Origin of the sequence: Algibacter sp. L1A34 (genome assembly GCF_009796805.1) — a bacterium.
In the GTDB taxonomy this organism is placed as follows: Bacteria; Bacteroidota; Bacteroidia; order Flavobacteriales; family Flavobacteriaceae; genus Algibacter.
The window spans coordinates 1,020,236-1,044,819 of the sequence record NZ_CP047029.1 but is presented as its reverse complement, the minus strand read 5'-3'; the positions used below and the strand labels follow the sequence as shown (position 1 = coordinate 1,044,819).

Below are 24,584 nucleotides of genomic sequence, written 5' to 3'. Positions count from 1 at the left end.
AAGTTGATTTATAAAACGTAAATTTGCGCCGAATATGGCGGTTTTAAAAACCACCTTATAGTAATACGAAAACAAGATATAGGATGATATACGATTTCAATAAAATCGAAGAAAAGTGGCAAAAATATTGGGCAGACAACCAAACATTTAAAGCCGAAAACCAAAGTGAAAAACCAAAATATTATGTGCTAGATATGTTCCCTTACCCAAGTGGAGCTGGCTTGCACGTTGGGCATCCGTTAGGTTATATCGCATCCGATATTTATGCACGTTACAAGCGTCATCAAGGTTTTAACGTATTGCATCCGCAAGGGTATGATAGTTTTGGTTTACCTGCCGAGCAGTACGCTATCCAAACAGGGCAACATCCTGCGGTTACTACTGCCGATAATATTAAAACATACCGTCGCCAGTTAGATCAAATTGGTTTTTCTTTCGATTGGTCTCGTGAGGTAAGAACATCCGATCCTAGTTATTACAAATGGACACAATGGGTTTTTATTCAATTGTTCAACTCTTGGTTTAATAATGATAACGATAAAGCTGAAGATATTTCAACTTTAGTTACCATTTTTGAAGCAGAAGGAAACGCTACAGTAAATGCGGTTTGCGATGATAATATCGAACCATTTACAGCAGCAGAATGGAAGGCGTATACATCTAAAGAGCAACAAGAAATTTTATTACAATATAGATTAACATATTTAGCTGAAACTGAAGTAAACTGGTGTCCTGGATTAGGAACGGTTTTAGCGAACGACGAAATAGTTAATGGTGTTTCCGAGCGTGGCGGACATTCTGTAGTGCGAAAAAAGATGACACAATGGAGTATGCGAATTTCTGCTTACGCGGAACGTTTACTTCAAGGTTTAGATAAAATTGATTGGACAGATTCACTTAAAGAAAGTCAGCGTAACTGGATTGGTAAATCTGTTGGAGCTTCGGTAACTTTTAATGTTAAAGAAAACGATGCCGTTATCGATGTATTTACAACAAGGCCAGATACTGTTTTTGGAGTCTCTTTCATGACGCTTGCTCCAGAACACGATTTAGTTTCTAAAATCACAACTGCTGAACAAAAAGCAGATGTAGATGCTTATATTTTAGCAACCGCAAAACGTAGCGAACGCGATAGAATGGCCGATGTAAAAACAATTTCTGGTGCATTTACTGGTGCTTATGCCGAGCATCCTTTTTCTAAAGAACCAATTCCAATTTGGATTGGCGATTACGTTTTAGCGGGTTACGGTACAGGAGCTGTAATGTCGGTGCCATGTGGCGATCAACGTGATTATGCTTTTGCAAAACATTTTAATATCCCGATTATAAATATTTTTGAAGGTGCCGATATTTCGGAAGAAGCCTTTACCGATAAAAATAAAACCATTATTGCTAATAGTGATTTCCTAAACGGAATGAACTACAAGAAAGCCACCAAACGTGCTATTTTCGAATTAGAAAAAATTGGGTATGGCGAAGGGAAAACCAATTACCGTTTACGCGATGCTGTATTTAGTCGCCAACGTTATTGGGGAGAGCCTTTCCCGGTGTATTATGTAGATGGCATGCCGCAAATGATTGATGCTGCACATTTACCAATTAAATTACCAGAAGTAGAAAAATATTTACCAACCGAAACCGGCGAGCCACCATTAGGTAATGCGACCGTTTGGGCTTGGGATACTGATAAGAACGAAGTTGTTTCTAACGATTTAATCGATAATGAAACCATCCATCCGTTAGAATTAAACACCATGCCAGGTTGGGCTGGTAGTTCTTGGTATTTTAACCGCTACATGGATTCTACAAACACCGAAGAATTCGCGAGTAAAGAAGCGATGGATTACTGGAAAGATGTCGATTTATACATTGGCGGAAGCGAGCACGCTACAGGACATTTACTGTATTCTCGTTTTTGGCAGAAATTCTTGTTCGATAAAGGTGTTGTACCTGTTGATGAGTTTGCTAAAAAACTGATTAACCAAGGAATGATTTTGGGGACTAGTGCTTTTGTAAGAAGACTTGATGGTTTTAAATATGAAAAAGGAAAATTTGGAAGTCCTGGTTATATGTCAGGAGCGTATGATGTAAAATCAAATATATTGGTTTCAGAAAATCGTGCAAATGATCAAGAGTTTCTTAAGGAGTTAATTGTAAAATATAAGCCAGAAACTGAGAATGCTTTGAAATCATATGATAAGATAATTGAAAGTCTTGATGAATTTAAAATTGAATTGCGTCAGGGTATTCACGCTGATGTCGCTTTTGTGAATTCTTCAGATGAATTAGATACTGAAGCTTTTAAGAATTGGAGAGAAGAATATAAGGATTCTGAATTTATTTATGAAGAAAATGGAACTTTTAAAGTAGGTCGCGAAGTCGAAAAAATGTCTAAATCTAAATACAACGTTGTCAATCCTGATAACATTGTTTCAGATTACGGTGCAGATAGTCTTCGTTTATACGAAATGTTTCTTGGGCCTTTAGAGCAATACAAACCTTGGAATACGGCCGGAATTACAGGTGTGCACAACTTCCTTAAAAAGCTATGGAAATTGTATGTGGATGATAACGGACTTAAAGTTACAGAAACAGCAGCAACAAAAGATAATTTAAAAACACTTCATAAAACCATTAAAAAGGTTCAAGAAGATATCGAGAATTTTTCTTTCAATACATCGGTTTCAACATTTATGATTGCTGTTAATGAGTTAACAACTCAAAAATGTACATCTAAAGAAATTTTAAAACCGCTATTAGTTTTATTATCACCTTACGCGCCACATATTGCGGAAGAATTATGGAACCAATTAGGGAATAGCGAATCTATTTCAACTGCAGAATTTCCAGAATTCGATGCAAGCCATTTGGTAGAAAGTAGTAAAAACTATCCAATTTCTTTCAACGGAAAAATGCGTTTCACTTTAGAGTTACCCATGGATATGAGTAAAGAAGATATCGAGAAAACGGTATTAGCTCACGAGAAAACAAAAGAACAATTAGGAGATCGCACACCTAAAAAAGTAATAGTTGTGCCAGGTAAAATTGTAAATATAGTAGGTTAAGCCTATCTAGTTAAAAATAAGCATGTAAGCCATCTCGTTTATAATAATGAGATGGCTTATTTTAATTTAGTCTTAAAAAAATAAAAAGTATCCATTTAAGTTTTAAGTTATGTTCGAAATTCAACCCATAGAAATTGTAGGTTTAGTAGCTGCCACCTTAACTACGGCATCTTTTATTCCGCAGGTATACAAAGCATGGAAAACAAAAGAGGTAGAAGGCATATCCTTAACCATGTTTACGGCTATGTTTATAGGTGTTTTATTGTGGTTAATTTATGGATACAGCCTAAAAAGTTTGTCTATGGTAATAGCAAATACAGTTACATCGGTATTATGTTTTGCTGTTTTAGTACTTAAAATTAAGTATAGAAAAAAGTAGTTTATAGAATTTTATTGCGGTGAAAAACGCTTCCCATTTCAAAAAGTGTAAATATTGATTTATTAAAAAATTCACTATTTTTTAGATGAATTAAATATTTTTAAAGTGATTTTTTATTAAATCGACACAAATTATAGATTAATCAGTGTTATTGCGTATTAGTTAAAAATAATACAACAAAATCGTTATTTTGATTATAATATTAAAAATTTTGTATTAATTTTACTTCGATTTAAAACTATAAAAAGCTTAATAAATGAAAATTGGAGTTCCTATTGAGATAAAAAACAGCGAAAACCGCGTAGGTATGATACCTTCTGGAGTTTTCGAATTAACCAAAAGAAACCACGAAGTTTACGTGCAAACCAACGCAGGTTTCAATAGTGGTTTTCTCGATGAAGAATATATAGAGGCAGGTGCAACTATTTTAGATAGCATAGAAGCTGTTTACGATATTGCAGACATGATAGTAAAGGTAAAAGAACCTATCGAGCCAGAATACGATTTAATTAAGGAAAACCAAGTCGTGTTTACTTATTTTCATTTCGCATCTAGCGAGCCTTTAACTATGGCTATGATTAAAAGCAAATCCATTTGTATCGCTTACGAAACCGTAGAAGATAACGATGGATCTTTACCACTTTTAATCCCAATGTCTGAGGTTGCAGGTCGTATGTCTGTACAACAAGGCGCAAAATACTTAGAGAAACCCATTAAAGGTCGCGGTATTTTATTAGGCGGAATTCCAGGTGTGCCACCAGCAAAAGTACTTATTCTTGGTGCAGGAATTGTTGGGTATCAAGCCGCAAAAATGGCATCTGGTTTAGGCGCACAAGTAACCATTATGGATGTTAACATGAAAGCCTTACGTTATGTAAGTGATTCTATGCCAAACAACGTAGTAAGTGAGTTTTCTAGTGAATATAACATACGTAAACATATTTCTGATACCGATTTAATTATTGGTGGTGTATTATTAAAAGGTGCAAAAGCTCCAAAATTAATAACACGCGATATGCTAAAAGAAATGCGCCCAGGTACCGTAATGGTAGATGTAGCTGTAGATCAAGGCGGATGTTTTGAAACCACACACCCAACCACGCACCAAGATCCAACATACATTATAGACGAGGTTGTACATTACACCGTAGCCAATATGCCAGGTGCTGTGCCATATACATCTACAATGGGTTTAACCAACGTAACCTTACCGTATGTTATTAAATTAGCAAACGAAGGTTGGGAGCAAGCTTGCGAAAATAGCGTGCCACTAGGTAAAGGTTTAAACATTGTAAAAGGAAAAATAGTGTACAAAGAAATAGCCGAAGCTTTTGATATGTCTTTAGAAACAGCATAGTTTCTTAAAATACACAAACTATATATTAAATCTGGTTTTAGGCATCATGTCTAAAACCAGATTTTTTTTGTTTTAAATAATCATTTGGGCGTTACCCGAAAAGGGTCAGGCTATCACTACTCGCTCCCCCTCAAAAGGTCGGGGGAGCTCAAACAGGCCGTTCTATCCTTAACGCGGGTTTTGGCTGTGGTTTAATAAGTCTAAGTATTATAGAATTTTCGTTAAGTTTTTTTATAAATTAATTCCAACTCCAAAATTAACAGTTGTTGGTTCTTTTTCATTATTAGAATCCACATATTCATTTAAGTTTGAGTTAGAGTCAGCATTCTTTATAGAATTGAAATATTGATTTATTTTTAATAATAAAAAACCTTTTGTGTTTTCGGAAAATGAGATGTTCTTTTTTAATTGGATAAAGGCTCCTATTCCAACCGAATTATATTTACTCTTTAGATCTTTATCGTAATTTACAGCAGCGTTGCGGTCAACTAAAGGATCTAGAGCAGGGTTTTCATCGTTGTAATAAAAAGCTGAAGATTCAATTCTTGTTTCACCTTTTTCTTTGGCTGATATTAAAAATGCTGTAAAAGCACCAATTCCAAATTGATAGGAATTACTATTTCCAAAATGAAAGTTGAAATTAATTGGAGTTTGAATTTGACTTATGTTTCTATTGCCTTTGCTTATTACATAGCCAATTTCATCTTCAATAGAGAATCTGTCAAGGTAAAAGCCTAGGCCGAAATCTAGAGAAGTTTTTTCATTCAAAGCATAATTTAGATTTGGTAAAATAAAGGCTCCAATGTTTATATAAGATCTTATTTTGGGTGCTCCAGTAATATTCGAATTTGTTAAATCACTTGTTTTGGGAACGGATAATGTTGTTCCTGCAAGTAATTGAAAATTGACTTTTTTTTCTTGTGAGTAAGATTTAATAAATAAGGTAATAAAGAATGTAAGTACAATTATTTGTTTCATAGTTTGGGGTTAATGAATGTCAATATGATTATATAAAACTGTTTTCAATATTTTATATTATTTATAAAACGAAACTAGATGTTTTTCTCATAAAATCAAATAGCTTTCTTGTTTGTATTAAGCTGTCAAAGCTTTAAGCATACCTTTAAAAATAAACCCATGAAAAGGTAATACAGCATACCAATATAATCTGCCCGCTAAACCAAGAGGCCTAAATGTTGCGGTTTGTGTTAGTTTATCATTTACAACTTTAAATTCTAACCAAGCTTCGCCAGGTAGTTTCATTTCAGCAAATAAAAGTAAACGACCTTCTGTTTTATCCGCATACAATACACGCCAAAAATCGATGGAATCTCCCACGTTTATAGTAGATGGATTTGTTCGTCCACGTCTTAATCCAACACCACCAAATAACTTATCCATATAGCCTCTAATTTTCCAAAGCCAAGTGCCGTAATACCATCCGGTAGTTCCGCCAATAGCCCATATTTTATCTATGGTCTCTTCACGATTTTTAATAGGTTTCGTTCTACTATCTTTAAAACAACCAAAAGACGGGACTTGTATAAATTCGGATATATTAAAGTTTAGTCCGCTACTTGAATAAGCATCTTTCCAACTCGAAAGGATTTCGTTATTTTCAATTTTAGTGAAAGCGCGTTTTAGAGATTCGTTATAACTTAAAGGTGTTATGCCTAAAATATTATTTATACGGTTATCACGACAAACCACCTCTATTTTCATACTGTTTACAAGAGACGCAGCAAGTTTGTATGAGGTTGAGGTTACAAAATAAAGCCAGTACGAAGACAATTTAGGCGTCATCACAGGAACGGTAATAATTTTACGTTTTAAATTCCGTGCTTTGCCAAAGTTTAAAAGCATCTCCTTATATGTTAATACATCGGGGCCGCCAATATCAAAATTCTGATTAAAGGTTTCTGGGTTAAACATAGACCTAGAAAGAAAAGCCAAAACATCGGAAATACCAATAGGTTGGCATTTGGTGTTTAACCACTTTGGAGTAATCATAATAGGGAGTTTTTCAACTAAATCTCTAATAATTTCAAAAGAAGCACTTCCGGAGCCAATAATAATTCCTGCTCGCAATGCTGTAAAATTGTAATCGCCTTTAGCAAGTTCTATTTCTACATTTTTTCTAGAGGATAAATGTTTAGAAAGTTCGGTTTCATTAACAATACCGCTTAAATAAACTACATGATTTACATTGGTGTTTTTTAGGGCGCTCCTAAAGTTTTGGGCCGAGATTTCTTCTAAAGATTTATAATCTCCGTCGGAAGACATAGAGTGTACCAAATAATAAGCACCATCGATATCTTTTGGAATATGTTCTAAAGACGCTTGATCTAAAAGATCCAATTGAAGTACAGTTATACTTTTTGATAAGGATTCTGGCGGATTGAATCTTTTGGGATCTCTAACACAGCAAATAACTTCATGTCCAGCTTCAACAAGAACGGGAATGAGTCGTTTACCAATATATCCTGTTGAGCCTGTTAGTAGTATTTTCATTTTAAAGAATCAGAATTTCACGATGTTAAACGAAGTTAATCATTTTTTTATAAAGCGTTATTTATTTAAAAATTAACTGACAAACTAGCATAAATTACAATTGGCTTTATTTTTGATATATTTACATTAGAATTTTAAAACGAAAACAAAATGATTGGATATTATATATTACTAGGCGCTATAGCTCTTGTAAGCTGGATAGCGAGCAGTACCTTAAAAAAGAAATTTGCCAAATACTCGAAAATACAACTGAGAAATGGCATGAGTGGAGCAGAAATTGCTACAAAAATGTTAGCTGATAATGGTATTACCGATGTTGAGGTTATTTCTACACCTGGGCAATTAACCGACCACTATAACCCAACAAATAAAACAGTAAACTTAAGTGAGTCTGTTTATAATCAACGAAATGCAGCAGCTGCGGCTGTGGCAGCACACGAGTGTGGGCATGCCGTGCAACATGCGCAAGCATATCAATGGTTAGGAATAAGATCTAAATTAGTGCCTATTGTTAGTGTAACTTCAAATATGTCGCAATGGGTTGTTATTGGTGGATTAATGTTAGGTGCAGCAGCAGGTTTAGGTTTTGGCTACTGGGTAGCTATTGCTGGATTAGTGATGATGGGGTTTGCAACTTTATTTAGTTTTGTAACTTTACCGGTAGAATACGATGCTAGTAACCGTGCTTTGGCTTGGTTAAAAAATAAAAACATGTTATCTCAAGAAGAATACGCAGGATCGGAAGATGCTTTAAAATGGGCTGCTAGAACATATTTAGTTGCAGCAATTGGTTCTTTAGCATCTTTAGTATATTGGGCTTTTCAAGTATTTGGTGGCTCTAGAAATTAATACCTATAAATAATTAAAAAATCAATTAAATCCCAAATTTATGAATCAAACATTTAATGGTAAACTTATGGTTAGTCAACTATCCGAAGTAGATAGAGTGGCTTTTTACAAAAAAACGTATTCGCATGTTGCGGGTGGTGTTTTAGTATTTATTCTTTTTGAATATTTATTGTTACAAAGTGATACGGTTGTAGAGTTCGCTTTATCGATGACGCAAGGTTGGCGTTGGCTTATTATGCTTGGTGGTTTTATGTTTATTACAAACTATGCCGAAGGTATGGCGATTAAAACTCCAGATAAAAATAAGCAGTATTTAGCATTTGGACTTTACATTTTAGCCGAAGCTTTTATTTTTGTACCGCTTATTTATATCGCGGCGTATGCTATGGAAACAGGACCGGATATTTTAAAGCAAGCAGGTATTGTTACTTTGGCTTTGTTTTCAGGTTTATCAGCTATTGTTTTTGTGACTAAAAAAGATTTTTCATTCTTAAAAGCAGGACTAACAGTTGGCTTTTTTATAGCCATTGGGTTAATTATTGCTGGAAGTATTTTTGGTTTCAATTTAGGACTTTGGTTCTCGGTTGGTATGTGTCTTTTAGCTGCCGGCTCAATTTTGTATCAAACTTCTAATTTAGTAAATAAATATGGTGTTGAAGATTATATTCCTGCTGCTTTAGGCTTATTTGCTTCGTTAATGCTACTGTTTGGTATGTATTACGAATTTTTATGTCTAGAGATTAATTAAGGTAAAGTATAATAATAAGATTTTGAGCTTGTAGAAGCTTTTCAAAATAAATAGCAAAAACAACAAAATAAAAAAGCTCTGAAAAAACAGATTTCAGGGCTTTTTCGTTTCTTTACCATTTCAATTAAATAAAATGAGTGCACACATAAAATATTACCAAGAACATCAAGCTAAATACACCTTAGAAGCACAAAAGTTACATAAGCAAATGATAACCTTAAGTATGTTGAGGTTGGTGGTATTCGTGGCTATGGGCTTTGGAATATATTTAACATTTCAAAATTGGCAAATAGCACTTGCAATAGGTGTTATGGGTATAGCTCTTTTTCTTTTTTTACTTTCAAAATATAATAATATTAAGCGTGAACGCAGTTTTAAAAAAGCGCTTATATCTATAAACGAGGAAGAAATTAAGATTAGTTCTGGTGATTTTCATGATCGCGATGAAGGGCTTAAATTCCAGGATTCCAATCATTTTTATAGTTTAGATATCGATTTATTTGGTAGAGGCTCCTTTTTTCAATTTATTAATAGAACAACTATTACCGAAGGTCAAGAAAAATTAGCTGGTTTATTAAAAGCAAACAATACCGAAGCTATTGTTTCTCGTCAAAAAGCTATTGAAGAATTAAGCAGTAAGCCTGAGTGGAGACAACATTACGATGCAAATTCTAGCTTAATTGAAACAGAAACGTCTGCTAAGCATATTGTGAGTTGGTTAAAAAATTATAAAACGTTTTTGCCAAAGGCGATGCAGTGGTTACCAATAGTATTTACGGTTATTTCTGTGGTTTTATTTGGGTTGACAATACTAGACATGATTAATCAGGAATTTGTTGGATATTGGTTACTTATAGGGTTAGGTTTTACAGGTTTCTATGTAAAGAAAATAAATAAACTTTCTTCTGGAGCCGATAAGGTAAAAGATACCTTTCGCCAGTATGCTGCATTGTTGAATTTAATCGAAAATGAAACGTTTACTTCAGAATTACTTCAACAGAAACAAGAGAAAATTCAATCGGAACATAAAAAAGCATCGTTAATCTTCAAGGAACTTTCAAAAGGTTTAGATGCTTTGGATAACCGAAACAATATTATTTCGGCCATTTTTGCGAATGGGTTATTTCTATCGGATATTAAAAATAGCTACCGTATTGAAAAATGGATTAATCAATATGCTGATAAAGTTGAAGATTGGTTTGAAGTGGTTTCCTTTTTCGATGCTTATAACTCTTTAGGCGGATTTCATTTTAATCATCCGGAATTTGTGTTTCCTAAAATAGCGAAGCATGGTTCTGTTATAAAAGCAACCGGTTTAGGGCATCCTTTATTAAATAAAACAAAGCGTGTAGATAGTAATGTTACAATAGAAAACGAACAGTTTTTTATTGTAACCGGAGCAAATATGGCAGGGAAAAGTACCTTTTTGAGAACCATGTCTTTACATATTGTAATGGCTAATATTGGTTTGCCTGTTTGTGCGAAAGCGAGTGAGTATTCGCCTGTAAAATTGATTACGAGCATGCGTACCACAGATTCGTTGACTGATGATAGTTCGTATTTCTTTTCGGAATTAACACGTTTAAAATATATTGTTGATGCCATCCAAAAGGAACCGTATTTTATAATTTTAGATGAAATTTTGAAAGGAACAAATAGTACGGATAAAGCTATTGGGTCGCGTAAATTTGTTGAAAAACTTGTTGCTTCTAACGCTACTGGAATTATTGCAACACACGATTTAAGTTTATGTGATATTGAAAAAGAATTACCGCAAGTAAAAAACTACTATTTCGATGCTGAAATTATAAATGATGAACTTCATTTTGATTATACACTTAAAAATGGTGTTTGTAAAAATATGAATGCCTCTTTTTTACTGAAGAAAATGGAGATTATTTAGATTAGTTATTTCGAGAAATGAAAAATTCAAAAAAAACCTATTAGGCAACAAACTCAACAGGATCAAAACCTGAAAATAAAGGTTTTAGAAGTGTTTGACTAACTAGAATGTAGCAGGAATTAAAGTTTAGTTTTGTCCGCTTATTTTGTTCACTTTTAAATTTTTTAACTACGTTTACTATATTTTTATTATCTGGTTGTAAGTTCATACTTAATAATAATTTTGGTACGGTAAAGGCACATGGTTTACAAAGTTAAAGAGACATCGTTTACACTTTTCAAACACATAAATCATTTATTGTTAATGGCAAGTTTGTTGATAAAACTTCGGGAAATATACTTCATTTAAAAAGGGTTAATATCCTTATTGGACGAACATATAATGTGGATTTGTTATGTAAATTCGGGTTTTGAAAATTTGGGTTCATGTTTGTCTAAATTATTTTAGTTAAATTCATCTTAAATAGGTAACCTTTTTTATATAATGGTGTCTAAATTTATATAAAGTAATTTTAAAAAATAGATTATGAAAATTTGGATGATAGTTGCATGTATGGTTTTTGGATTAACACTACAAGCTCAAGAAGTAATATTTAAAGAAGTAACATATCAAGTAAAAGGCGACAAGATTTTAAAGGATGGCGCCGATGTTACAAAAGCATTATCTGTTGAAGATAAGCAACAAATAAAAGATGCTTTTAGTATTAAAAAGGCTGAATTAGAAAAAACTAATGCAGCGGCTAAAGTAGAAGCTAATAAAGCTAAAGCTGAAGCAAATCGAGTAAAAGAAGAAAATAAGAAGGTAAAAGATGCTTTAAAGAAAAAAGAAGACGAGCGTAAAGACAAAGAAAAGGCTATTAAGAAAGAAGAAAAAGCCCAAAATGATCAAGAAAAAGCATTAAAAAAAGCTCAAAAAGAACAAAAGAAATCTGAAAAAGCTTTGAAGGCGAAAGAGAAAGCGAAATCTAATTTTGAAAAAGCAGGCAAAAAACATAAAGATGCAATCAAGAAATATGAAAAGTTAAAAAATAAAGGTAAATTGTCTCCGGTTGATGAAAAGAAATCGCTTGATAAAATTGAAAAGCTTAAAGAAAAGCTGGAAAAAACAAAACGTAAATTATAAAAACAAAACCACGGTATGGAGAAGGAGCTAAAGGTTGCATTAATTCAAGCTAATTTAGTTTGGGAAAACCCAAAAGAGAACCGTGAAAAGTTTACAGAGAAAATAAAACAAATTTCAGGCAGTATAAATCTAATTATACTGCCTGAAATGTTTACAAGCGGTTTTACCATGAATGCGGGAAAAGTTGCTGAAACCATGGAAGGCGAAACGGTAACTTGGATGCAAGACATGGCTATGGAAAACGATGCGGCTATTGTTGGAAGTCTAGTTATAAAAGAAGAAAATAAATACTATAACCGTTTATTATTTGTTGAACCTTCTGGTAAAATTACTATTTATAATAAACGCCATGCTTTTACCTTGGTTGGCGAGGAAAAAACGTATTCTGAAGGCAACAAAAAAGTAATTATAAATTATAAAGGCTGGAAAATTTGTCCGTTAATTTGTTATGATTTACGTTTCCCTGTTTGGGCACGGAACATCGAAAATTACGATGTGTTAATTTATGTAGCCAATTGGCCGAAACCTAGAGTTTCTGCTTGGGATACGCTGTTAAAAGCACGCGCTATTGAAAATATGAGTTATTGTATTGGTGTAAATCGAGTAGGAGTAGATGGTGTGAATAGTGAATATTCTGGACATTCGGCTGTTTATGATGTTTTAGGAAACCAATTGACTGCTTTTAAACCTCATGAGGAGGAAACTCAAGTTATTACTTTAGAGAAAAGGCATGTAGACGCTTATAGAAACAAGCTTAAGTTCCTAAATGATCGCGATACGTTTTCAATTAATTAATTCTTAAAAATAACAAAGCCCGATTTTTACATCGGGCCTTATCAATTAACCAAATTTATTACTAAATTTTTCTTTTACTTAGCGATAGTTTAGTCGTTTATGTTTTTCATTACTTACAAGTTTTTTTATATTAAAGTACCATTAAGTTACAACCACGAATATCCGAATTATCAAAACGGCCAATAACTTCAAAAGAGCCATCACGATCTACACGTCCCAAATCTTGGGTTGCAATAAAAGAACAAGAATTAATATTAGCTAAATCTATTACATTAATACCGCCAGCTTTTCCATTCGTGTTTATGGTTAAGGCGTCTTCAGTGTCGCGTGTTAAAATTCGCATCCAATTTGGACACTTAAATGTACCGTTACCTTGAGAGTAACCTTGGCTCAATAACTCAGTCATGCCATATTCACTATGGATGTTGTTAACTCCAAAACCTGTTTTTAATTGTTTGTGTAGTTCTTCACGAATTAATTCTTTTCGGCGCCCTTTCATCCCACCAGTTTCCATTATGATAGTGTTTTTTAAGTTGAATTGGTGCATTTCAACTAAATCTAGCAAAGCAAAAGAAACACCGATAAGTAATATTTTTTTACCTTCGGAATCTAGTTTTATCAAAGTATCTTTTAATTCTGAAATATTATCAAGGTAAAACCCACTTTCATGATGTTTTGATTTGGAAATCATGGCATCTACCATATATATTAAAGAAGAGCCTTTGCGTTCTAAATAAGATGGTAACAGACCTAAAACAACATAATCTTCAATAGCACCATAAAAATACTCAAATCCTTTATTGAAACTTTGCTCGTAGATATCTAAATCTGTTACATGGTGTTTGCTTGTTTCACTTCCGGTAGTTCCAGAACTTGTAAAGGTTGTTTTTACTTCATTTTTAGTACTTAAAATATCACGTGTTTTAAAAAATTGAATAGGTAAAAAAGGAATATCGATAACCGTTTTTATATCGGTAGGGTGTTTGTATAGTAAGTCGCAGAATGAACGATAAACTCGATTGTTCTTAAATTGAAATCTAAAAACTTCTAATGCTAAAGCTTCGAATTCGGCTTGAGTTTGTATTTTAAAAATGGCGTTTTTATCGATCATAAATAGATTTCAATAATAATTAAGGATTAAAACTAGTTAGGTGTTCTGTAGTCCTTCATTTTAGAATAACAAAAGTATATAAAATAAAAAAGCGCTACCAAATGGTAACGCTATTATATTTGTTGATTCGGTAAAATTATTTTACAACCAGTTTCCTAGTTTCACTAATATTGTTTTCTGTGATATTCAAAATATAAACGCCTTTGCTTAAATTCGAAATATTTAAGGCTTTGCCAACGAGTTTAACCGCTAATACCTGTTTGCCTAAAACATTAAAAACTTTAATGTTTTTTACTAAGTTTTTTTTCGAGGCTATATAAACAACATTTCCCTGCGCGCTTACTGGATTTGGATAAATTGTTAGATTTTCAATTTTATCATTTTTAGATTCAAAACCTATACTATTCTGCGCATCCATGGAGTGGATTGCAAAAAAAGAAATGATTGTAAAAAATATTAAAAAGTATTGTTTCTTCATATCTACTATTTATTACGTCAAATTTATGATAATACTAACAATTTTAATGCCAAAAAACAGTTAAGATTGATGTGTTTGGTTTAAAAGTTTAAGTATTTGTTTCTGTATTGTTACCTTAGTGTTATTAATTTTGTAATTTTAATAAAATTATGTTATTAGCTTTACCTTTACTTCAAGAAACAGATTTTCTTTACAAATGAAAAAAAAAGATATTAAAATATTGTTGGTTGATGATGAGCCGGACATTTTAGAAATTGTAGGATACAATTTATCAAATGAAGGATATCAGGTACTTACGGCCGAAAATGGTGCAGAAGGTGTTAAAGTCGCAAAAAAAGAATTACCTCAATTAATAATTCTGGATCTTATGATGCCCGAAATGGATGGTATCGAGGCTTGTGAATTAATTAGAAAGCAGCCCGAATTATCAAACAGTATAATAACCTTTTTAACAGCTCGTGGTGAAGATTATTCCCAAGTAGCTGGATTTGATGCTGGTGCCGACGATTATATTACTAAGCCCATAAAACCAAAGGTTTTGGTGAGTAAAGTAAAAGCACTTTTGCGTCGTTTTAAAGAAGAGGAGGTTGCCAATACTTTAAAAATTGGTACGTTGGTAATTAATAGAGACGAATACAAAATTACGTCTAAAGGCAAAGAAATTATTTTGCCAAGAAAGGAATTTGAATTATTATCTTTATTAGCGTCAAGACCAGGAAAAGTTTTTAAACGCGACGAAATTTTGGATACCGTTTGGGGTAACGAGGTTGTTGTTGGCGGACGAACTATCGATGTTCACATCCGTAAATTACGTGAAAAACTAGGGGATAAAAGCTTTAAAACCGTTAAAGGCGTAGGCTATAAGTTTGTAGATTAATATTAAATGAAGGAGACCAAATTTAAAAAATCGTATCGATTCGCGAGAATCACTTCGTTTTATATCACCTTATATATAACGCTCTTATTGAGCGTTTTTTTATTTTATTTCTCTAATATAGAATTATGGGAAATCCCTGTACTAGCTATTAGTACTTACGTTTTTTGTTTTATTGTTATTCAATATCGAGTAGAACGATTTATTTATCGTCGTGTAAAAAAAATATACGACGATTTAACGTTGTTGGAATCTGCGAAGTTTACCAAAGGAGCTATTACGACAGATATGCATACACTTACTCAAGAAATTGATAAGTTTGCGCGCGATAAAAAACTAGAAATAGAAACTCTTAAAGTTAGAGAACAATACCGAAAAGAGTTTATTGGTAATGTATCTCACGAGTTAAAAACACCACTTTTTACTGTGCAAGGTTATATTTTAACGCTGCTCGATGGTGCTATGAATAACAAAGAAATTCGTGAAAAATATCTAGAACGTGCCAGTAAAGGCATTGAGCGATTAAGTTATATTGTGGAAGATTTGGATATGATTACCAAATTAGAAGTTGGTGATTTAAGACTAAAAATAGAAACTTTTGATATTGTAGAGTTAGTAGATACTATTTTCGATATGCTAGAAATGAAAGCAGCAAAAAAGAAAATTACGCTAACTTTCGATATGAAATATAAAAAAGCAATATTCGTTAAGGCCGATAAAGAGCGCATTCAACAAGTGTTAATCAACCTTATTGTAAATTCTATTAAGTATGGTAGTGAAAAAGGAACTACCGAAATTAGTATAGAAAATTTAATAAAAAATAAAATTATTGTTCGTGTAACTGATAATGGAGAAGGTATATCTGAGACGCATTTACCACGATTATTCGAGCGTTTTTATCGTGTAGATAAAACAGGATCCCGAAAAGAAGGAGGCTCAGGTCTTGGTCTATCGATAGTAAAACATATTATTGAAGCACACCAAGAAAAAATATATGTAGAAAGCGAGTACAGCGTAGGTAGCGAGTTTTCATTCACCCTGGAAAAGGCTTAATAATACTTTAAAATCAACCTCAAAATCAAAAGTTTTCAAGCCTGCATAACCCGTTATGTTTTCAAGTGTTTTCAAACTAAAATTATCCTGACTACAAGTTGGTACTAATCGCATATCACTTAATCTTTCAGCCAAATATTCTTGTTCAAACTGCCCAGGTGTTGGTATAAAAAAGGCTTTTTTGTTCAGTTTAGCTAAATCCATTACTGTAGTGTAACCAGAGCGCGAAATTATTAATTCACTTTCATTAATTGTTTTTTCTAATAAAGTGGATGTCATAAAATTGTAAATCGTCATATTGCCGTTTACTTGTATGGTTTGCTCGTTTTCCATCACACCTTTTACAAACATAATTTTACCATTAAAATCTTTCAGTTCTGCTAAAAGGCGTTCTTCCAACATGCTGCGCTGCGGTTCTGGACCCGAAATTAAAACCATTAAATCATTTTTAATTTCAGTCTCTTTTTTAGTAAAGCGACTTAAAGGTCCAATATATGTCGTGGGTATTTCAAAATGCTTAATATGTCCTAGTTTTCCACTTAAATTAATTTCTCCAGCAGTATCCGGAACCCAACAAGCATGGAATTTATTAATAATTTTCTGGTGTATTTTAGTGCTAAACCAAGTTGTGATACCACTTAAAACATTTAATTGATGTGTGATAAAAACCGATGGCACTTTCTTACTCCGCACACCTAATCGGTTATCCGAAATTATACCAGAAATCCCTTCTGAATCTACAATATTCTTAACCGCTTTTTTTTCAGCTTTAATTGCCTTCAAAAGTTTTGGTGAATCTTTAATTAATTTCAACTTAAAATGCTTCCCGTTTTTAGCATAAGTTACGTTGTATGATGGTAATTCCAAACATTTTAGATTTGGAAATTCTTTTTTCAATAAAGCCAAAGCTACGCCGTCACTAGCAATAATGGGTTCAAATCCATTTAAAATTAACGCATTAATAATAGGTATACATCGTGTGGCATGGCCTAAACCCCAATTTAATGGAGCTACTAAAATTCGTTTTTTCATTAATTAAATTTATAAATAAAAAGTATCATTTGGGCGTTACCACATGGGTCGGGCTTTCCGCTATATCTTTTGTTGTGCTTTCCTTTGTTTTAGCATATCATTAAGCTCAAAGATAATCAAGTAGATTTGGCTTATTTTTAATGTTTTGGCTAGCACAAAAAAAGGATGCCGCATCAATCCCTAACGCACATTTCCGCAAATTCAAAGGTAAGCATATAAAGACTTGGGTATATTTCCGTAATTTTACCAATTCAAAACTAATAATAACAAATAGTTAATATACTGTGGGTAGTAAAAATAAACTGAGACGATTTAGAGAAAACGAAACCTTTTCCAACGTATTTCAACCATCGCGAGAAGAATTGGTCGAGTCAAATTTCAATCTAAAAGGACATTGGCGCTCCGAAGTTTTTAAAAACGAGAATCCGTTAGTGCTAGAATTAGGTTGCGGAAAAGGAGAATATTCAGTAGCATTAGCTCAAAAGTATCCAAATAAAAATTTTATTGGTGTCGATATTAAAGGTGCTCGATTTTGGAGAGGAGCAAAAACTGCCATAGAAGAAAATATACCTAATGTGGCTTTTCTGCGTACGCAAATAGAGCTTATCGATCATGCTTTTGCTAACAATGAAGTAGACGAAATCTGGATAACATTTCCAGATCCACAAATAAAATACAAGCGTACCAAACACCGTATGACAAATGCTGTTTTCTTGGAACGTTACAAACAGATTCTGAAACCAGATGGTGTCATGAATTTAAAAACTGATAGCGAATTTATGCACGGTTATACACTAGGATTGCTACATGGAGCTGGTCACGAAGTTTTGTATGCCAACCATAATGTTTACAAACAAGAAGGTAGCCCAGAAGAGGTGACTAGTATTCAAACCTTTTACGAGTCGCAATATTTAGAGAAAAATAAACCTATCACTTATATTAAATTTAAAATTAAATAGTTTTGAACATTACATTTATCTTTTTTTTGGGGTTAGTTTTTGCGCTTGTTGGTGTTATTCCGCCAGGGTTGTTAAACATGACGGCTGCTAAAATTAGTTTAAAAGAAGGGCATGTACGCGGTATTATGTTTTCTGTAGGAGCTTGTGTAGTAGTAATTATTCAAACTAGCATCGCGGCAGTTTTTGCACTTTATTTAAGTAGAAATCATGATGTTATAGATGTTTTACAACGCGTAGCTTTTGTTGTTTTTGTATTAGTGACTATTTATTTTTTGTTTATAGCAAAATCGGAACCTAAAGAGCAGGTAGAGCCAAAGGTTAGAAGTAAAGGTAGTCGGTTTTTTCAAGGTGTTTTTTTATCGGGAATTAATGTATTTCCTATTCCTTATCAGGCCTACATAACTATTACTTTAGCGTCTTTTGGTTGGTTAGATTTTAGTCAAACCAGTATTATTTCATATGTTGCTGGTGCAGCTATGGGGACATTCGTTACCTTATATATGTATATTTTCTTTTTCGATAAAATAAAGAGTAAAACTTTAACATCGCAAAAAAATATGAATCGTATTATTGGAAGTATTACTGGAATTATTGCTATTGTGACTTTAATAAATATTATTAGAGAAATATAGAAATGAAGCCGGAAACACTCAATTTTTTTGATAAAGTATATGAAGTGGCTAAATTAATTCCTTTTGGTCGTGTTACTAGTTATGGCGCGATTGCTAAATATTTAGGAGCTGCAAAAAGTGCTAGAATGGTTGGTTATGCCATGAATGGCTCGCATGGAAAAGATGTTCCTGCACATCGTGTTGTGAACAGAAAAGGTTTGCTAACCGGTAAACATCATTTTGATGGTACAAATCTTATGCAGCAACTATTAGAAAGTGAAGGTATTCAAGTTGTTGAAAATCAAATTCAACATTTAGATAAGGTGTATTGGGATCCTTCAGTAGAATTATAATTCTTTTTAAAAAGAAATACCGAAACCAGCTGTTACATTCGAAAAAGGAACACTTGCAATCTTTAAGTGTTCGTAGCCCAGTATATATTTATATTGTTTTTTATGGTAATTTAATAAACCATTAAATTTATTAATGGTCTCGCTGTTCACTAAAGTTTGGTTGAAGTTAGACTCTAAACTAAATGGTTTTTTAAAAAATAGTTCGGCACTTAATCCATAAGTAAAACCTAATTTGTTAACATTTCCGGCAACATAAGCAACTCCCAATCCCCAGGACGCATTGAAACGTTCTGTGCGAACGCGGTTATATTTGGCCAAGGCTGTGTAAATACCAAGTGAGTTTTTTGGAACATTTGTTTTATGTTCCCACAATTGTAAAAAGTCTAGCTCTAATTCTAGACGTTTTAAAAACCGCAAATCTAGGTTTAAATGATTTCCGTAGATCGAATTACTTTCATAAATCAAGCGGTTACTAATGGTCGTGGTGAAAATTTCGGTGTTATCATTCCACTCGTAAGAATAATGACCAGTATTAGTCTTTGCGTATGGATGTTTTGTTAAATACGCATCACTTGCTTTGTGTTCCATTTCAAAAGGGCTTTCAATGGCGACTCCGTAAGCTGTGTATGCAAAAAGTTGAATAAATAAACCGCCAATAACATCCGATGAAAAGTTGCCTCTAGAATCGTAGTCGTTATAAGTTTTTGACGATTTACTTATAGAATGGTTGGTGTTAGTCGTGATTTTTTCTTTGTTTAATTCCTCTTCAGCTTTATTTATTTTGCCCTGACTGTAGCTAACATGTTGGAATATGAGGAAAAAAAAGACGGCCATTTTTGTTAGTTTCATGGAAGTATATCTGAATTAATGGTAAGAAAATCAATATAAATTGTGCCAATTTAAACAATTTTTGAAATATATGAGGTTATACTAAAACGTTATATCTGTATAAATTAAACTTCTAATGTAGTACGTCCTTTTTATAATGTTAATTAATTATCTTTGTACTTAGATTTATTCTTAATAAAAGCAATGAAATTAAATAAACAAGATATACTAAAAGCACTCGAAAATATTACTGTTCCTGGTGAAGGTCAAAATATGATTGAAAGTGGTGCCGTGAAAAATGTGATGACTTTTGGAGATGAAGTTATAGTAGATATTACTATTAACAACCCAAGTTTACAGGCGAAAAAACGTACGGAAGTTGATGTTTTAAAAATTATTCACGAACAAGTTTACGAAAAAGCTAAAATTACAGTTAATGTAAAAGTTGATGCTCCGGCTAAGCCAAAGGCGAATGTTATAAAGGGTAAACCAGTACCTGGAATTCAAAATATAGTAGCTATAGCTTCTGGTAAAGGAGGTGTAGGTAAATCTACAGTAACAGCTAATTTGGCGGTTACTTTAGCTAAAATGGGTTTTAAAGTTGGTGTTTTAGATGCTGATATTTATGGGCCGTCAATTCCTATTATGTTCGATGTTATTGACCAAAAACCTTTAGCCGTTAATATTGAAGGGAAATCGAAAATGAAACCTGTTGAAAATTATGGTGTAAAAGTTTTATCTATTGGCTTTTTCACACAACCCGATCAAGCGGTTGTTTGGAGAGGACCTATGGCTGCAAAAGCTTTAAATCAAATGATTTTTGATGCGCATTGGGGCGAATTAGATTTCTTACTTTTAGATTTACCTCCGGGAACAGGGGATATTCATTTAAGTATTATGCAATCTCTTCCTATTACAGGAGCCGTTGTAGTTAGTACGCCGCAAAACGTTGCTTTAGCCGATGCTAAAAAAGGTGTTGCTATGTTTCAACAAGAAAGTATAAATGTACCTGTTTTAGGTATTATTGAAAATATGGCGTATTTTACTCCAGAAGAACTACCAAATAATAAGTATTTCATCTTTGGAAAAGAAGGCGCTAAAAACTTGGCTGAAGATTTAAAGGTTCCGTTTTTAGGAGAAATTCCTTTGGTGCAAAGTATCCGTGAAGCAGGAGATGTTGGTCGTCCAGCAGCTATGCAAAAAGGAACGCCTTTAGAAAAAGCTTTTGAGAAAATAACACAAAATGTAGTGCAGGAAGTTGTTAGTAGAAATGACGATTTGCCACCAACTGAAGCAATAAAAATCACAACAATGGCTGGGTGTTCTGCCGTAAAAAAATAAGAATTATGACCAGCGAAGAAGTAAAGTTAAATGTTGAAAAAGCATTAGAAGAAATTCGTCCGTTTTTACAAAGTGATGGAGGTGATATTTCGTTATTATCTATTGAAGATAATGATACACTGGTAAAAGTGCAATTGCAAGGTGCTTGTGTTGGATGTTCTGTGAATCAAATGACCTTGAAATCAGGTGTTGAGATGACAATTAAAAAATATGCACCACAGATTGAAACTGTGGTAAATATTGCTGGTTAATAGAAAAAATTATTATAATTTAAAATAAAGAATCTTCAAATTAAAATTTTGAAGATTCTTTATTTTTTTTTAAAACGTTTCTATTTTTTACAAGAAAAGTATTAAAATTAAAGAGACAAAACTTAAATTTGTGGCACGAATTATGACGTATCACTAATAGAATTACTAAATAGTATCATGCAAGACATAAACATTAAAATTACAGATAGAGACGGTGTTAAACACGAAATTGTAGCCCCAACCGATATGGCCATGAACCTTATGGAAGTGGTTCGTTCGTATGAATTAGCTCCAGAAGGAACTATTGGTGTTTGTGGAGGTATGGCTATGTGCGCATCATGCCAATGTTATGTAACTAGTGAAACGGTATTACCAGAGATGGGAGATGATGAAGAAGCAATGCTATCTGAGGCTTTCGATGTTAAGGATAACAGCCGTTTAGGTTGTCAGATACAAATGACTCCTGAAATGGAAGGTCTTGAAGTAGAGCTTGCTCCTGAAAGTTAAAAGCTCTTTTTTAAAATTGCCATAACTTAGATAAAACCTAAGTTTTTAACTTGCTATAAATTAGTCTTATGTGACTTTTCGCGAGGTTGAGTGTCTAATTAAATAGAGTATGTGATTTAATTCTCTTAAAAATGGCACTATTTAAAATTTATACAGACAAAGAAGGTTTGTATCGGTTCTTTTTAAAAACCGATGCAAAGCATATTAGTTTTATGAGCGCGGGGTTTTCTTCAAAATTACTGTGTTTAAGAAAAATTGAATTATTTAGGAAGCAGGCCTTCAATAATAATTCCTATTTACGTTTAGCTTCAAAAAACGGAAATCCATATTTTAAATTCATAAAAGGGCTATCCAATGAGGTTGTTGGGTTTAGTGAGTTCTTCTTAAATCAAAAGATTATGGAACAGAAAATAGATGAAATAAAAAAAGTTGCCTTATTTGCTAAAATAGACAACTTAACTTATGCAGTTTAAAACCAGTTTTTAGTTTCTCTCTTTCTTCGGCTTAAAAATGAAGGCTGCAGGGAATTTCTTTTTAATTTTCTTTAGCGCTCTATCGGCTTCCAAACGTGTGCTGAAATTTCCTGCCCAAATTTTAAAGTTTGGTGTTTCATATTCTATTGATGGGTTCCATTCTCCAAAAGCTTGATTAAAATCTGCTTTGGCATTTTGCGCTGCAGAGCGATTTCCAGAGTAAATTTGGATTTTATAGCGCTCAGAGTCATGCTCATTTTTATTCATTTCCTTTTTTAAATCTAATAAAACAGATATGTTTTTATCTTGATTTAAAGAAACATGGCCTTCTTGCGAAAAACTAATTGTTGATGTTAGCAAGAATACGGGGAGGAATAACAAACTAAATTTCATTTTCAATAGGTTCATTTTCAAATTATTTTGTGCAAATATATACGTTGCAATTAAATTATTAGTTCTTTTGTTTATTTAGAATCTCTCTAAATTATTAATAATACCTATACTAGATTTCTAAAATCGACTTTTAATATTACTTTTGCGAGAGATTTTTTTAACTGTTTTTTTCAATTATTTAGTAATGAAAAAATCATACCAAAGTTTAGAAGTTAATTTAACCAACAATATGAGACAGGTGATTCACCGTATATTAAGTAAAAACACTCTTAGTTTCTGCTTAATAATTTTATTAGCGTTTACATCAGTCCTTTCTGCTCAGGAAGGCGATTCAGCGAAAGGAAAATCTTTATTCAATGCCAACTGTGCGGCTTGTCATCAATTAGACAAGAAAATGACTGGACCTGCTCTGCGTAATGTAGAAGCACGTTTGTCTGACGAGCAAGGTTTAGATCGTGATTGGATTCATTCTTGGATTCGTAATAGTTCTGGACTTATTAAGTCTGGCGATTCTTACGCAAACAAAGTTTACAATGAGTTTGGTGGTGCTGCCATGACGGCTTTCCCACAATTATCAGATGACGATATAAGCAATATTTTAGCTTATACAGCTGAAGAAAAGAAAGCTCCGGCTGCTGCTGCAACGGGTGGTGCGGTTGCCACACAGGCTTCTGCAACAACAGGAGGTATTTCAAACGAAATTGTATTAGGCGCTTTAGCTATATTATTTATTCTCTTAGCTGCTGGGTTATATTTAGTAAATAAAACATTACGTCGCTATGCTATAGCTTCTAATATTGAGTTGCCAGAAGATTCAAAAAGAAGACCACTCTGGAAAGCCTTTTTGCAGAATCAATTCTTGATGATGGTTGTTACTATCTTCTTTTTGTTATCAAGTGCTTATTTTGTTTACGGGTATTTATCTCAAATCGGGGTAGATCAAGGTTACCAACCAGTACAACCAATTCACTTTTCACATAAAATACATGCAGGAGATAATGGTATCGACTGTAAGTACTGTCACTCTTCTGCAAGAGTTAGTAAAACATCAGGTGTTCCTTCGTTGAATGTTTGTATGAACTGTCACAAATCGATTTATGAGTATAATGGTGAAACATCTCCAGAATATTCTAAAGAGTTTTACGATGGTGAAATTAAAAAATTATACGCTGCTGCAGGATGGGATGATGCTGAACAAAAATACACAGGTGAATCTAGTCCAGTAAAATGGGTTCGTATTCATAACTTGCCAGACTTTGCATACTTTAATCACTCACAACACGTAACAGTTGCAGGAGTAGAGTGCCAAACTTGTCACGGTCCTGTTGAAGAAATGGAGGTTGCTTATCAATATGCTCCATTAACTATGGGATGGTGTATTAACTGTCACAGAGAAACAGATGTTAGCGTAAAAGATAATGCTTACTATACTAAAATTCATGATGAATTATCTAAAAAGTATGGTGTAGATAAGTTAACAGCTGCTCAGTTTGGTGGTTTAGAATGTGGTAAGTGTCACTACTAAAAAAATAGTTTTTCTTTTCTGTTAAAGCAGGAAACTTTTAAAAATTAATAAGAAGTAATTCAATTA

Annotated in this window: 24 protein-coding genes and 1 pseudogene; 18 read left to right on the top strand and 7 right to left on the bottom strand. The window is 33.1% G+C overall.

The window, feature by feature from the left end; genetic code table 11:
* The first annotated feature begins 83 nt into the window (after window positions 1-83).
* The 3 genes from GQR97_RS04570 to ald all read left to right on the top strand — a co-directional run bounded on the left by GQR97_RS04570 (window position 84) and on the right by ald (window position 4,801).
* Window positions 84-3,065: a leucine--tRNA ligase gene (locus tag GQR97_RS04570; RefSeq protein ID WP_158845903.1), complete on the top strand. Its 2,982-nt coding sequence runs from the start codon at window positions 84-86 to the stop codon at window positions 3,063-3,065.
* Window positions 3,066-3,174: 109 nt separating this feature from the next.
* On the top strand, window positions 3,175-3,444 hold the full coding sequence (locus GQR97_RS04565) for a SemiSWEET family sugar transporter (protein WP_158845900.1): 270 nt from the start codon (window positions 3,175-3,177) through the stop codon (window positions 3,442-3,444).
* A gap of 256 nt (window positions 3,445-3,700) precedes the next feature.
* On the top strand, window positions 3,701-4,801 hold the full coding sequence (gene ald, locus GQR97_RS04560; RefSeq protein ID WP_158845895.1) for an alanine dehydrogenase: 1,101 nt from the start codon (window positions 3,701-3,703) through the stop codon (window positions 4,799-4,801).
* A gap of 231 nt (window positions 4,802-5,032) precedes the next feature.
* Here ald and GQR97_RS04555 read toward each other — a convergent pair whose 3' ends face one another.
* Together GQR97_RS04555 and GQR97_RS04550 are read right to left on the bottom strand one after the other, a co-directional pair.
* Window positions 5,033-5,779: an outer membrane beta-barrel protein gene (locus GQR97_RS04555; protein ID WP_158845892.1), complete on the bottom strand. Its 747-nt coding sequence runs from the start codon at window positions 5,777-5,779 to the stop codon at window positions 5,033-5,035.
* 117 nt (window positions 5,780-5,896) lie between these two features.
* A complete protein-coding gene (locus GQR97_RS04550; protein WP_158845889.1) occupies window positions 5,897-7,312 on the bottom strand; it encodes an SDR family oxidoreductase in 1,416 nt (471 codons plus the stop codon).
* A gap of 150 nt (window positions 7,313-7,462) precedes the next feature.
* On the opposite strand from GQR97_RS04550, the gene GQR97_RS04545 reads away from it, so the two are divergent.
* The 5 genes and pseudogenes from GQR97_RS04545 (at window position 7,463) to GQR97_RS04525 (ending at window position 12,729) form a co-directional block, all read left to right on the top strand.
* Window positions 7,463-8,161: a zinc metallopeptidase gene (locus GQR97_RS04545; protein WP_158845886.1), complete on the top strand. Its 699-nt coding sequence runs from the start codon at window positions 7,463-7,465 to the stop codon at window positions 8,159-8,161.
* A gap of 40 nt (window positions 8,162-8,201) precedes the next feature.
* Window positions 8,202-8,905 (top strand): annotated as a pseudogene (locus GQR97_RS04540) (Bax inhibitor-1 family protein).
* A 137-nt stretch (window positions 8,906-9,042) separates the two neighbouring features.
* Entirely contained in the window at window positions 9,043-10,812 is a 1,770-nt protein-coding gene (locus GQR97_RS04535) for a MutS-related protein (RefSeq protein WP_158845879.1), read from the top strand.
* A gap of 552 nt (window positions 10,813-11,364) precedes the next feature.
* Window positions 11,365-11,934 (top strand): hypothetical protein, encoded by a 570-nt coding sequence (locus GQR97_RS04530; RefSeq protein WP_158845876.1) that lies wholly within the window; start codon window positions 11,365-11,367, stop codon window positions 11,932-11,934.
* Between the two features lie 15 nt (window positions 11,935-11,949).
* Complete coding sequence (locus tag GQR97_RS04525; protein ID WP_158845873.1) at window positions 11,950-12,729, top strand: amidohydrolase; 780 nt, start codon at window positions 11,950-11,952, stop codon at window positions 12,727-12,729.
* 130 nt (window positions 12,730-12,859) lie between these two features.
* Here GQR97_RS04525 and GQR97_RS04520 read toward each other — a convergent pair whose 3' ends face one another.
* Together GQR97_RS04520 and GQR97_RS04515 are read right to left on the bottom strand one after the other, a co-directional pair.
* Window positions 12,860-13,840: an acyl transferase gene (locus GQR97_RS04520; RefSeq protein ID WP_158845870.1), complete on the bottom strand. Its 981-nt coding sequence runs from the start codon at window positions 13,838-13,840 to the stop codon at window positions 12,860-12,862.
* A 136-nt stretch (window positions 13,841-13,976) separates the two neighbouring features.
* Window positions 13,977-14,318, bottom strand: a complete 342-nt coding sequence (locus tag GQR97_RS04515) for a T9SS type A sorting domain-containing protein (RefSeq protein WP_233267602.1) — start codon at window positions 14,316-14,318, stop codon at window positions 13,977-13,979.
* Window positions 14,319-14,514: 196 nt separating this feature from the next.
* Here GQR97_RS04515 and GQR97_RS04510 point away from each other — a divergent pair, with 196 nt between their 5' ends.
* Both GQR97_RS04510 and GQR97_RS04505 read left to right on the top strand, forming a co-directional pair.
* Entirely contained in the window at window positions 14,515-15,195 is a 681-nt protein-coding gene (locus GQR97_RS04510; protein ID WP_158845867.1) for a response regulator transcription factor, read from the top strand.
* A 6-nt stretch (window positions 15,196-15,201) separates the two neighbouring features.
* Window positions 15,202-16,245, top strand: a complete 1,044-nt coding sequence (locus GQR97_RS04505; RefSeq protein WP_158845864.1) for a sensor histidine kinase — start codon at window positions 15,202-15,204, stop codon at window positions 16,243-16,245.
* Here GQR97_RS04505 and GQR97_RS04500 read toward each other — a convergent pair.
* Window positions 16,222-17,277: a glycosyltransferase gene (locus GQR97_RS04500; protein ID WP_158845861.1), complete on the bottom strand. Its 1,056-nt coding sequence runs from the start codon at window positions 17,275-17,277 to the stop codon at window positions 16,222-16,224. The two genes, GQR97_RS04505 and GQR97_RS04500, sit on opposite strands and share 24 nt — an antisense overlap.
* 284 nt (window positions 17,278-17,561) lie before the next feature.
* Between GQR97_RS04500 and trmB the strand changes: the two genes are divergently transcribed.
* The 3 genes from trmB to GQR97_RS04485 are packed head-to-tail and all read left to right on the top strand — an operon-like array spanning window position 17,562 to window position 19,200.
* A complete protein-coding gene (gene trmB / locus GQR97_RS04495) occupies window positions 17,562-18,236 on the top strand; it encodes a tRNA (guanosine(46)-N7)-methyltransferase TrmB (protein ID WP_158845858.1) in 675 nt (224 codons plus the stop codon).
* A gap of 2 nt (window positions 18,237-18,238) precedes the next feature.
* Window positions 18,239-18,868, top strand: a complete 630-nt coding sequence (locus GQR97_RS04490) for a LysE family translocator (RefSeq protein ID WP_158845855.1) — start codon at window positions 18,239-18,241, stop codon at window positions 18,866-18,868.
* Between the two features lie 2 nt (window positions 18,869-18,870).
* Window positions 18,871-19,200: an MGMT family protein gene (locus tag GQR97_RS04485; RefSeq protein WP_158845852.1), complete on the top strand. Its 330-nt coding sequence runs from the start codon at window positions 18,871-18,873 to the stop codon at window positions 19,198-19,200.
* 6 nt (window positions 19,201-19,206) lie between these two features.
* Here the strand turns inward: GQR97_RS04485 and GQR97_RS04480 are convergent, their stop codons facing one another.
* Window positions 19,207-20,049, bottom strand: coding sequence for a hypothetical protein (locus GQR97_RS04480; protein WP_158845849.1), 843 nt, complete (start codon window positions 20,047-20,049; stop codon window positions 19,207-19,209).
* A gap of 183 nt (window positions 20,050-20,232) precedes the next feature.
* Between GQR97_RS04480 and GQR97_RS04475 the strand changes: the two genes are divergently transcribed.
* The 4 genes from GQR97_RS04475 (at window position 20,233) to GQR97_RS04460 (ending at window position 22,600) form a co-directional block, all read left to right on the top strand.
* Entirely contained in the window at window positions 20,233-21,369 is a 1,137-nt protein-coding gene (locus tag GQR97_RS04475; RefSeq protein ID WP_158845846.1) for an Mrp/NBP35 family ATP-binding protein, read from the top strand.
* A 5-nt stretch (window positions 21,370-21,374) separates the two neighbouring features.
* On the top strand, window positions 21,375-21,620 hold the full coding sequence (locus tag GQR97_RS04470; protein ID WP_158845843.1) for a NifU family protein: 246 nt from the start codon (window positions 21,375-21,377) through the stop codon (window positions 21,618-21,620).
* Window positions 21,621-21,797: 177 nt separating this feature from the next.
* Window positions 21,798-22,127 (top strand): 2Fe-2S iron-sulfur cluster-binding protein, encoded by a 330-nt coding sequence (locus GQR97_RS04465; protein ID WP_158845840.1) that lies wholly within the window; start codon window positions 21,798-21,800, stop codon window positions 22,125-22,127.
* A 131-nt stretch (window positions 22,128-22,258) separates the two neighbouring features.
* Entirely contained in the window at window positions 22,259-22,600 is a 342-nt protein-coding gene (locus GQR97_RS04460) for a hypothetical protein (protein ID WP_158845837.1), read from the top strand.
* A 9-nt stretch (window positions 22,601-22,609) separates the two neighbouring features.
* Here GQR97_RS04460 and GQR97_RS04455 read toward each other — a convergent pair whose 3' ends face one another.
* The gene (locus tag GQR97_RS04455) at window positions 22,610-23,008 is read right to left on the bottom strand and encodes an SPOR domain-containing protein (RefSeq protein ID WP_158845835.1); all 399 of its coding nucleotides are present in this window, start codon (window positions 23,006-23,008) and stop codon (window positions 22,610-22,612) included.
* Between the two features lie 214 nt (window positions 23,009-23,222).
* Between GQR97_RS04455 and GQR97_RS04450 the strand changes: the two genes are divergently transcribed.
* Window positions 23,223-24,518 carry a c-type cytochrome gene (locus tag GQR97_RS04450; RefSeq protein WP_158851589.1) on the top strand — a complete coding sequence of 432 codons (1,296 nt, stop codon included), beginning with the start codon at window positions 23,223-23,225 and terminating at the stop codon, window positions 24,516-24,518.
* Window positions 24,519-24,584 lie beyond the last annotated feature (66 nt).

Bases quoted from the DNA above. Each gene is read 5' to 3' on its own strand.
- GQR97_RS04465 (WP_158845840.1), top strand. From the start codon at position 21,798: ATGCAAGACATAAACATTAAAATTACAGATAGAGACGGTGTTAAACAC.
- GQR97_RS04520 (WP_158845870.1), bottom strand. From the start codon at position 13,840: ATGATCGATAAAAACGCCATTTTTAAAATACAAACTCAAGCCGAATTC.
- GQR97_RS04510 (WP_158845867.1), top strand. From the start codon at position 14,515: ATGAAAAAAAAAGATATTAAAATATTGTTGGTTGATGATGAGCCGGAC.
- GQR97_RS04525 (WP_158845873.1), top strand. From the start codon at position 11,950: ATGGAGAAGGAGCTAAAGGTTGCATTAATTCAAGCTAATTTAGTTTGG.
- GQR97_RS04480 (WP_158845849.1), bottom strand. From the start codon at position 20,049: ATGAAACTAACAAAAATGGCCGTCTTTTTTTTCCTCATATTCCAACAT.
- GQR97_RS04555 (WP_158845892.1), bottom strand. From the start codon at position 5,779: ATGAAACAAATAATTGTACTTACATTCTTTATTACCTTATTTATTAAA.
- GQR97_RS04450 (WP_158851589.1), top strand. From the start codon at position 23,223: ATGAGACAGGTGATTCACCGTATATTAAGTAAAAACACTCTTAGTTTC.
- GQR97_RS04505 (WP_158845864.1), top strand. From the start codon at position 15,202: ATGAAGGAGACCAAATTTAAAAAATCGTATCGATTCGCGAGAATCACT.
- GQR97_RS04570 (WP_158845903.1), top strand. From the start codon at position 84: ATGATATACGATTTCAATAAAATCGAAGAAAAGTGGCAAAAATATTGG.
- GQR97_RS04530 (WP_158845876.1), top strand. From the start codon at position 11,365: ATGGTTTTTGGATTAACACTACAAGCTCAAGAAGTAATATTTAAAGAA.
- GQR97_RS04545 (WP_158845886.1), top strand. From the start codon at position 7,463: ATGATTGGATATTATATATTACTAGGCGCTATAGCTCTTGTAAGCTGG.
- GQR97_RS04485 (WP_158845852.1), top strand. From the start codon at position 18,871: ATGAAGCCGGAAACACTCAATTTTTTTGATAAAGTATATGAAGTGGCT.
- GQR97_RS04470 (WP_158845843.1), top strand. From the start codon at position 21,375: ATGACCAGCGAAGAAGTAAAGTTAAATGTTGAAAAAGCATTAGAAGAA.
- GQR97_RS04565 (WP_158845900.1), top strand. From the start codon at position 3,175: ATGTTCGAAATTCAACCCATAGAAATTGTAGGTTTAGTAGCTGCCACC.
- GQR97_RS04500 (WP_158845861.1), bottom strand. From the start codon at position 17,277: ATGAAAAAACGAATTTTAGTAGCTCCATTAAATTGGGGTTTAGGCCAT.
- GQR97_RS04550 (WP_158845889.1), bottom strand. From the start codon at position 7,312: ATGAAAATACTACTAACAGGCTCAACAGGATATATTGGTAAACGACTC.
- GQR97_RS04515 (WP_233267602.1), bottom strand. From the start codon at position 14,318: ATGAAGAAACAATACTTTTTAATATTTTTTACAATCATTTCTTTTTTT.
- GQR97_RS04460 (WP_158845837.1), top strand. From the start codon at position 22,259: ATGGCACTATTTAAAATTTATACAGACAAAGAAGGTTTGTATCGGTTC.
- GQR97_RS04475 (WP_158845846.1), top strand. From the start codon at position 20,233: ATGAAATTAAATAAACAAGATATACTAAAAGCACTCGAAAATATTACT.
- ald (WP_158845895.1), top strand. From the start codon at position 3,701: ATGAAAATTGGAGTTCCTATTGAGATAAAAAACAGCGAAAACCGCGTA.
- GQR97_RS04535 (WP_158845879.1), top strand. From the start codon at position 9,043: ATGAGTGCACACATAAAATATTACCAAGAACATCAAGCTAAATACACC.
- GQR97_RS04455 (WP_158845835.1), bottom strand. From the start codon at position 23,008: ATGAACCTATTGAAAATGAAATTTAGTTTGTTATTCCTCCCCGTATTC.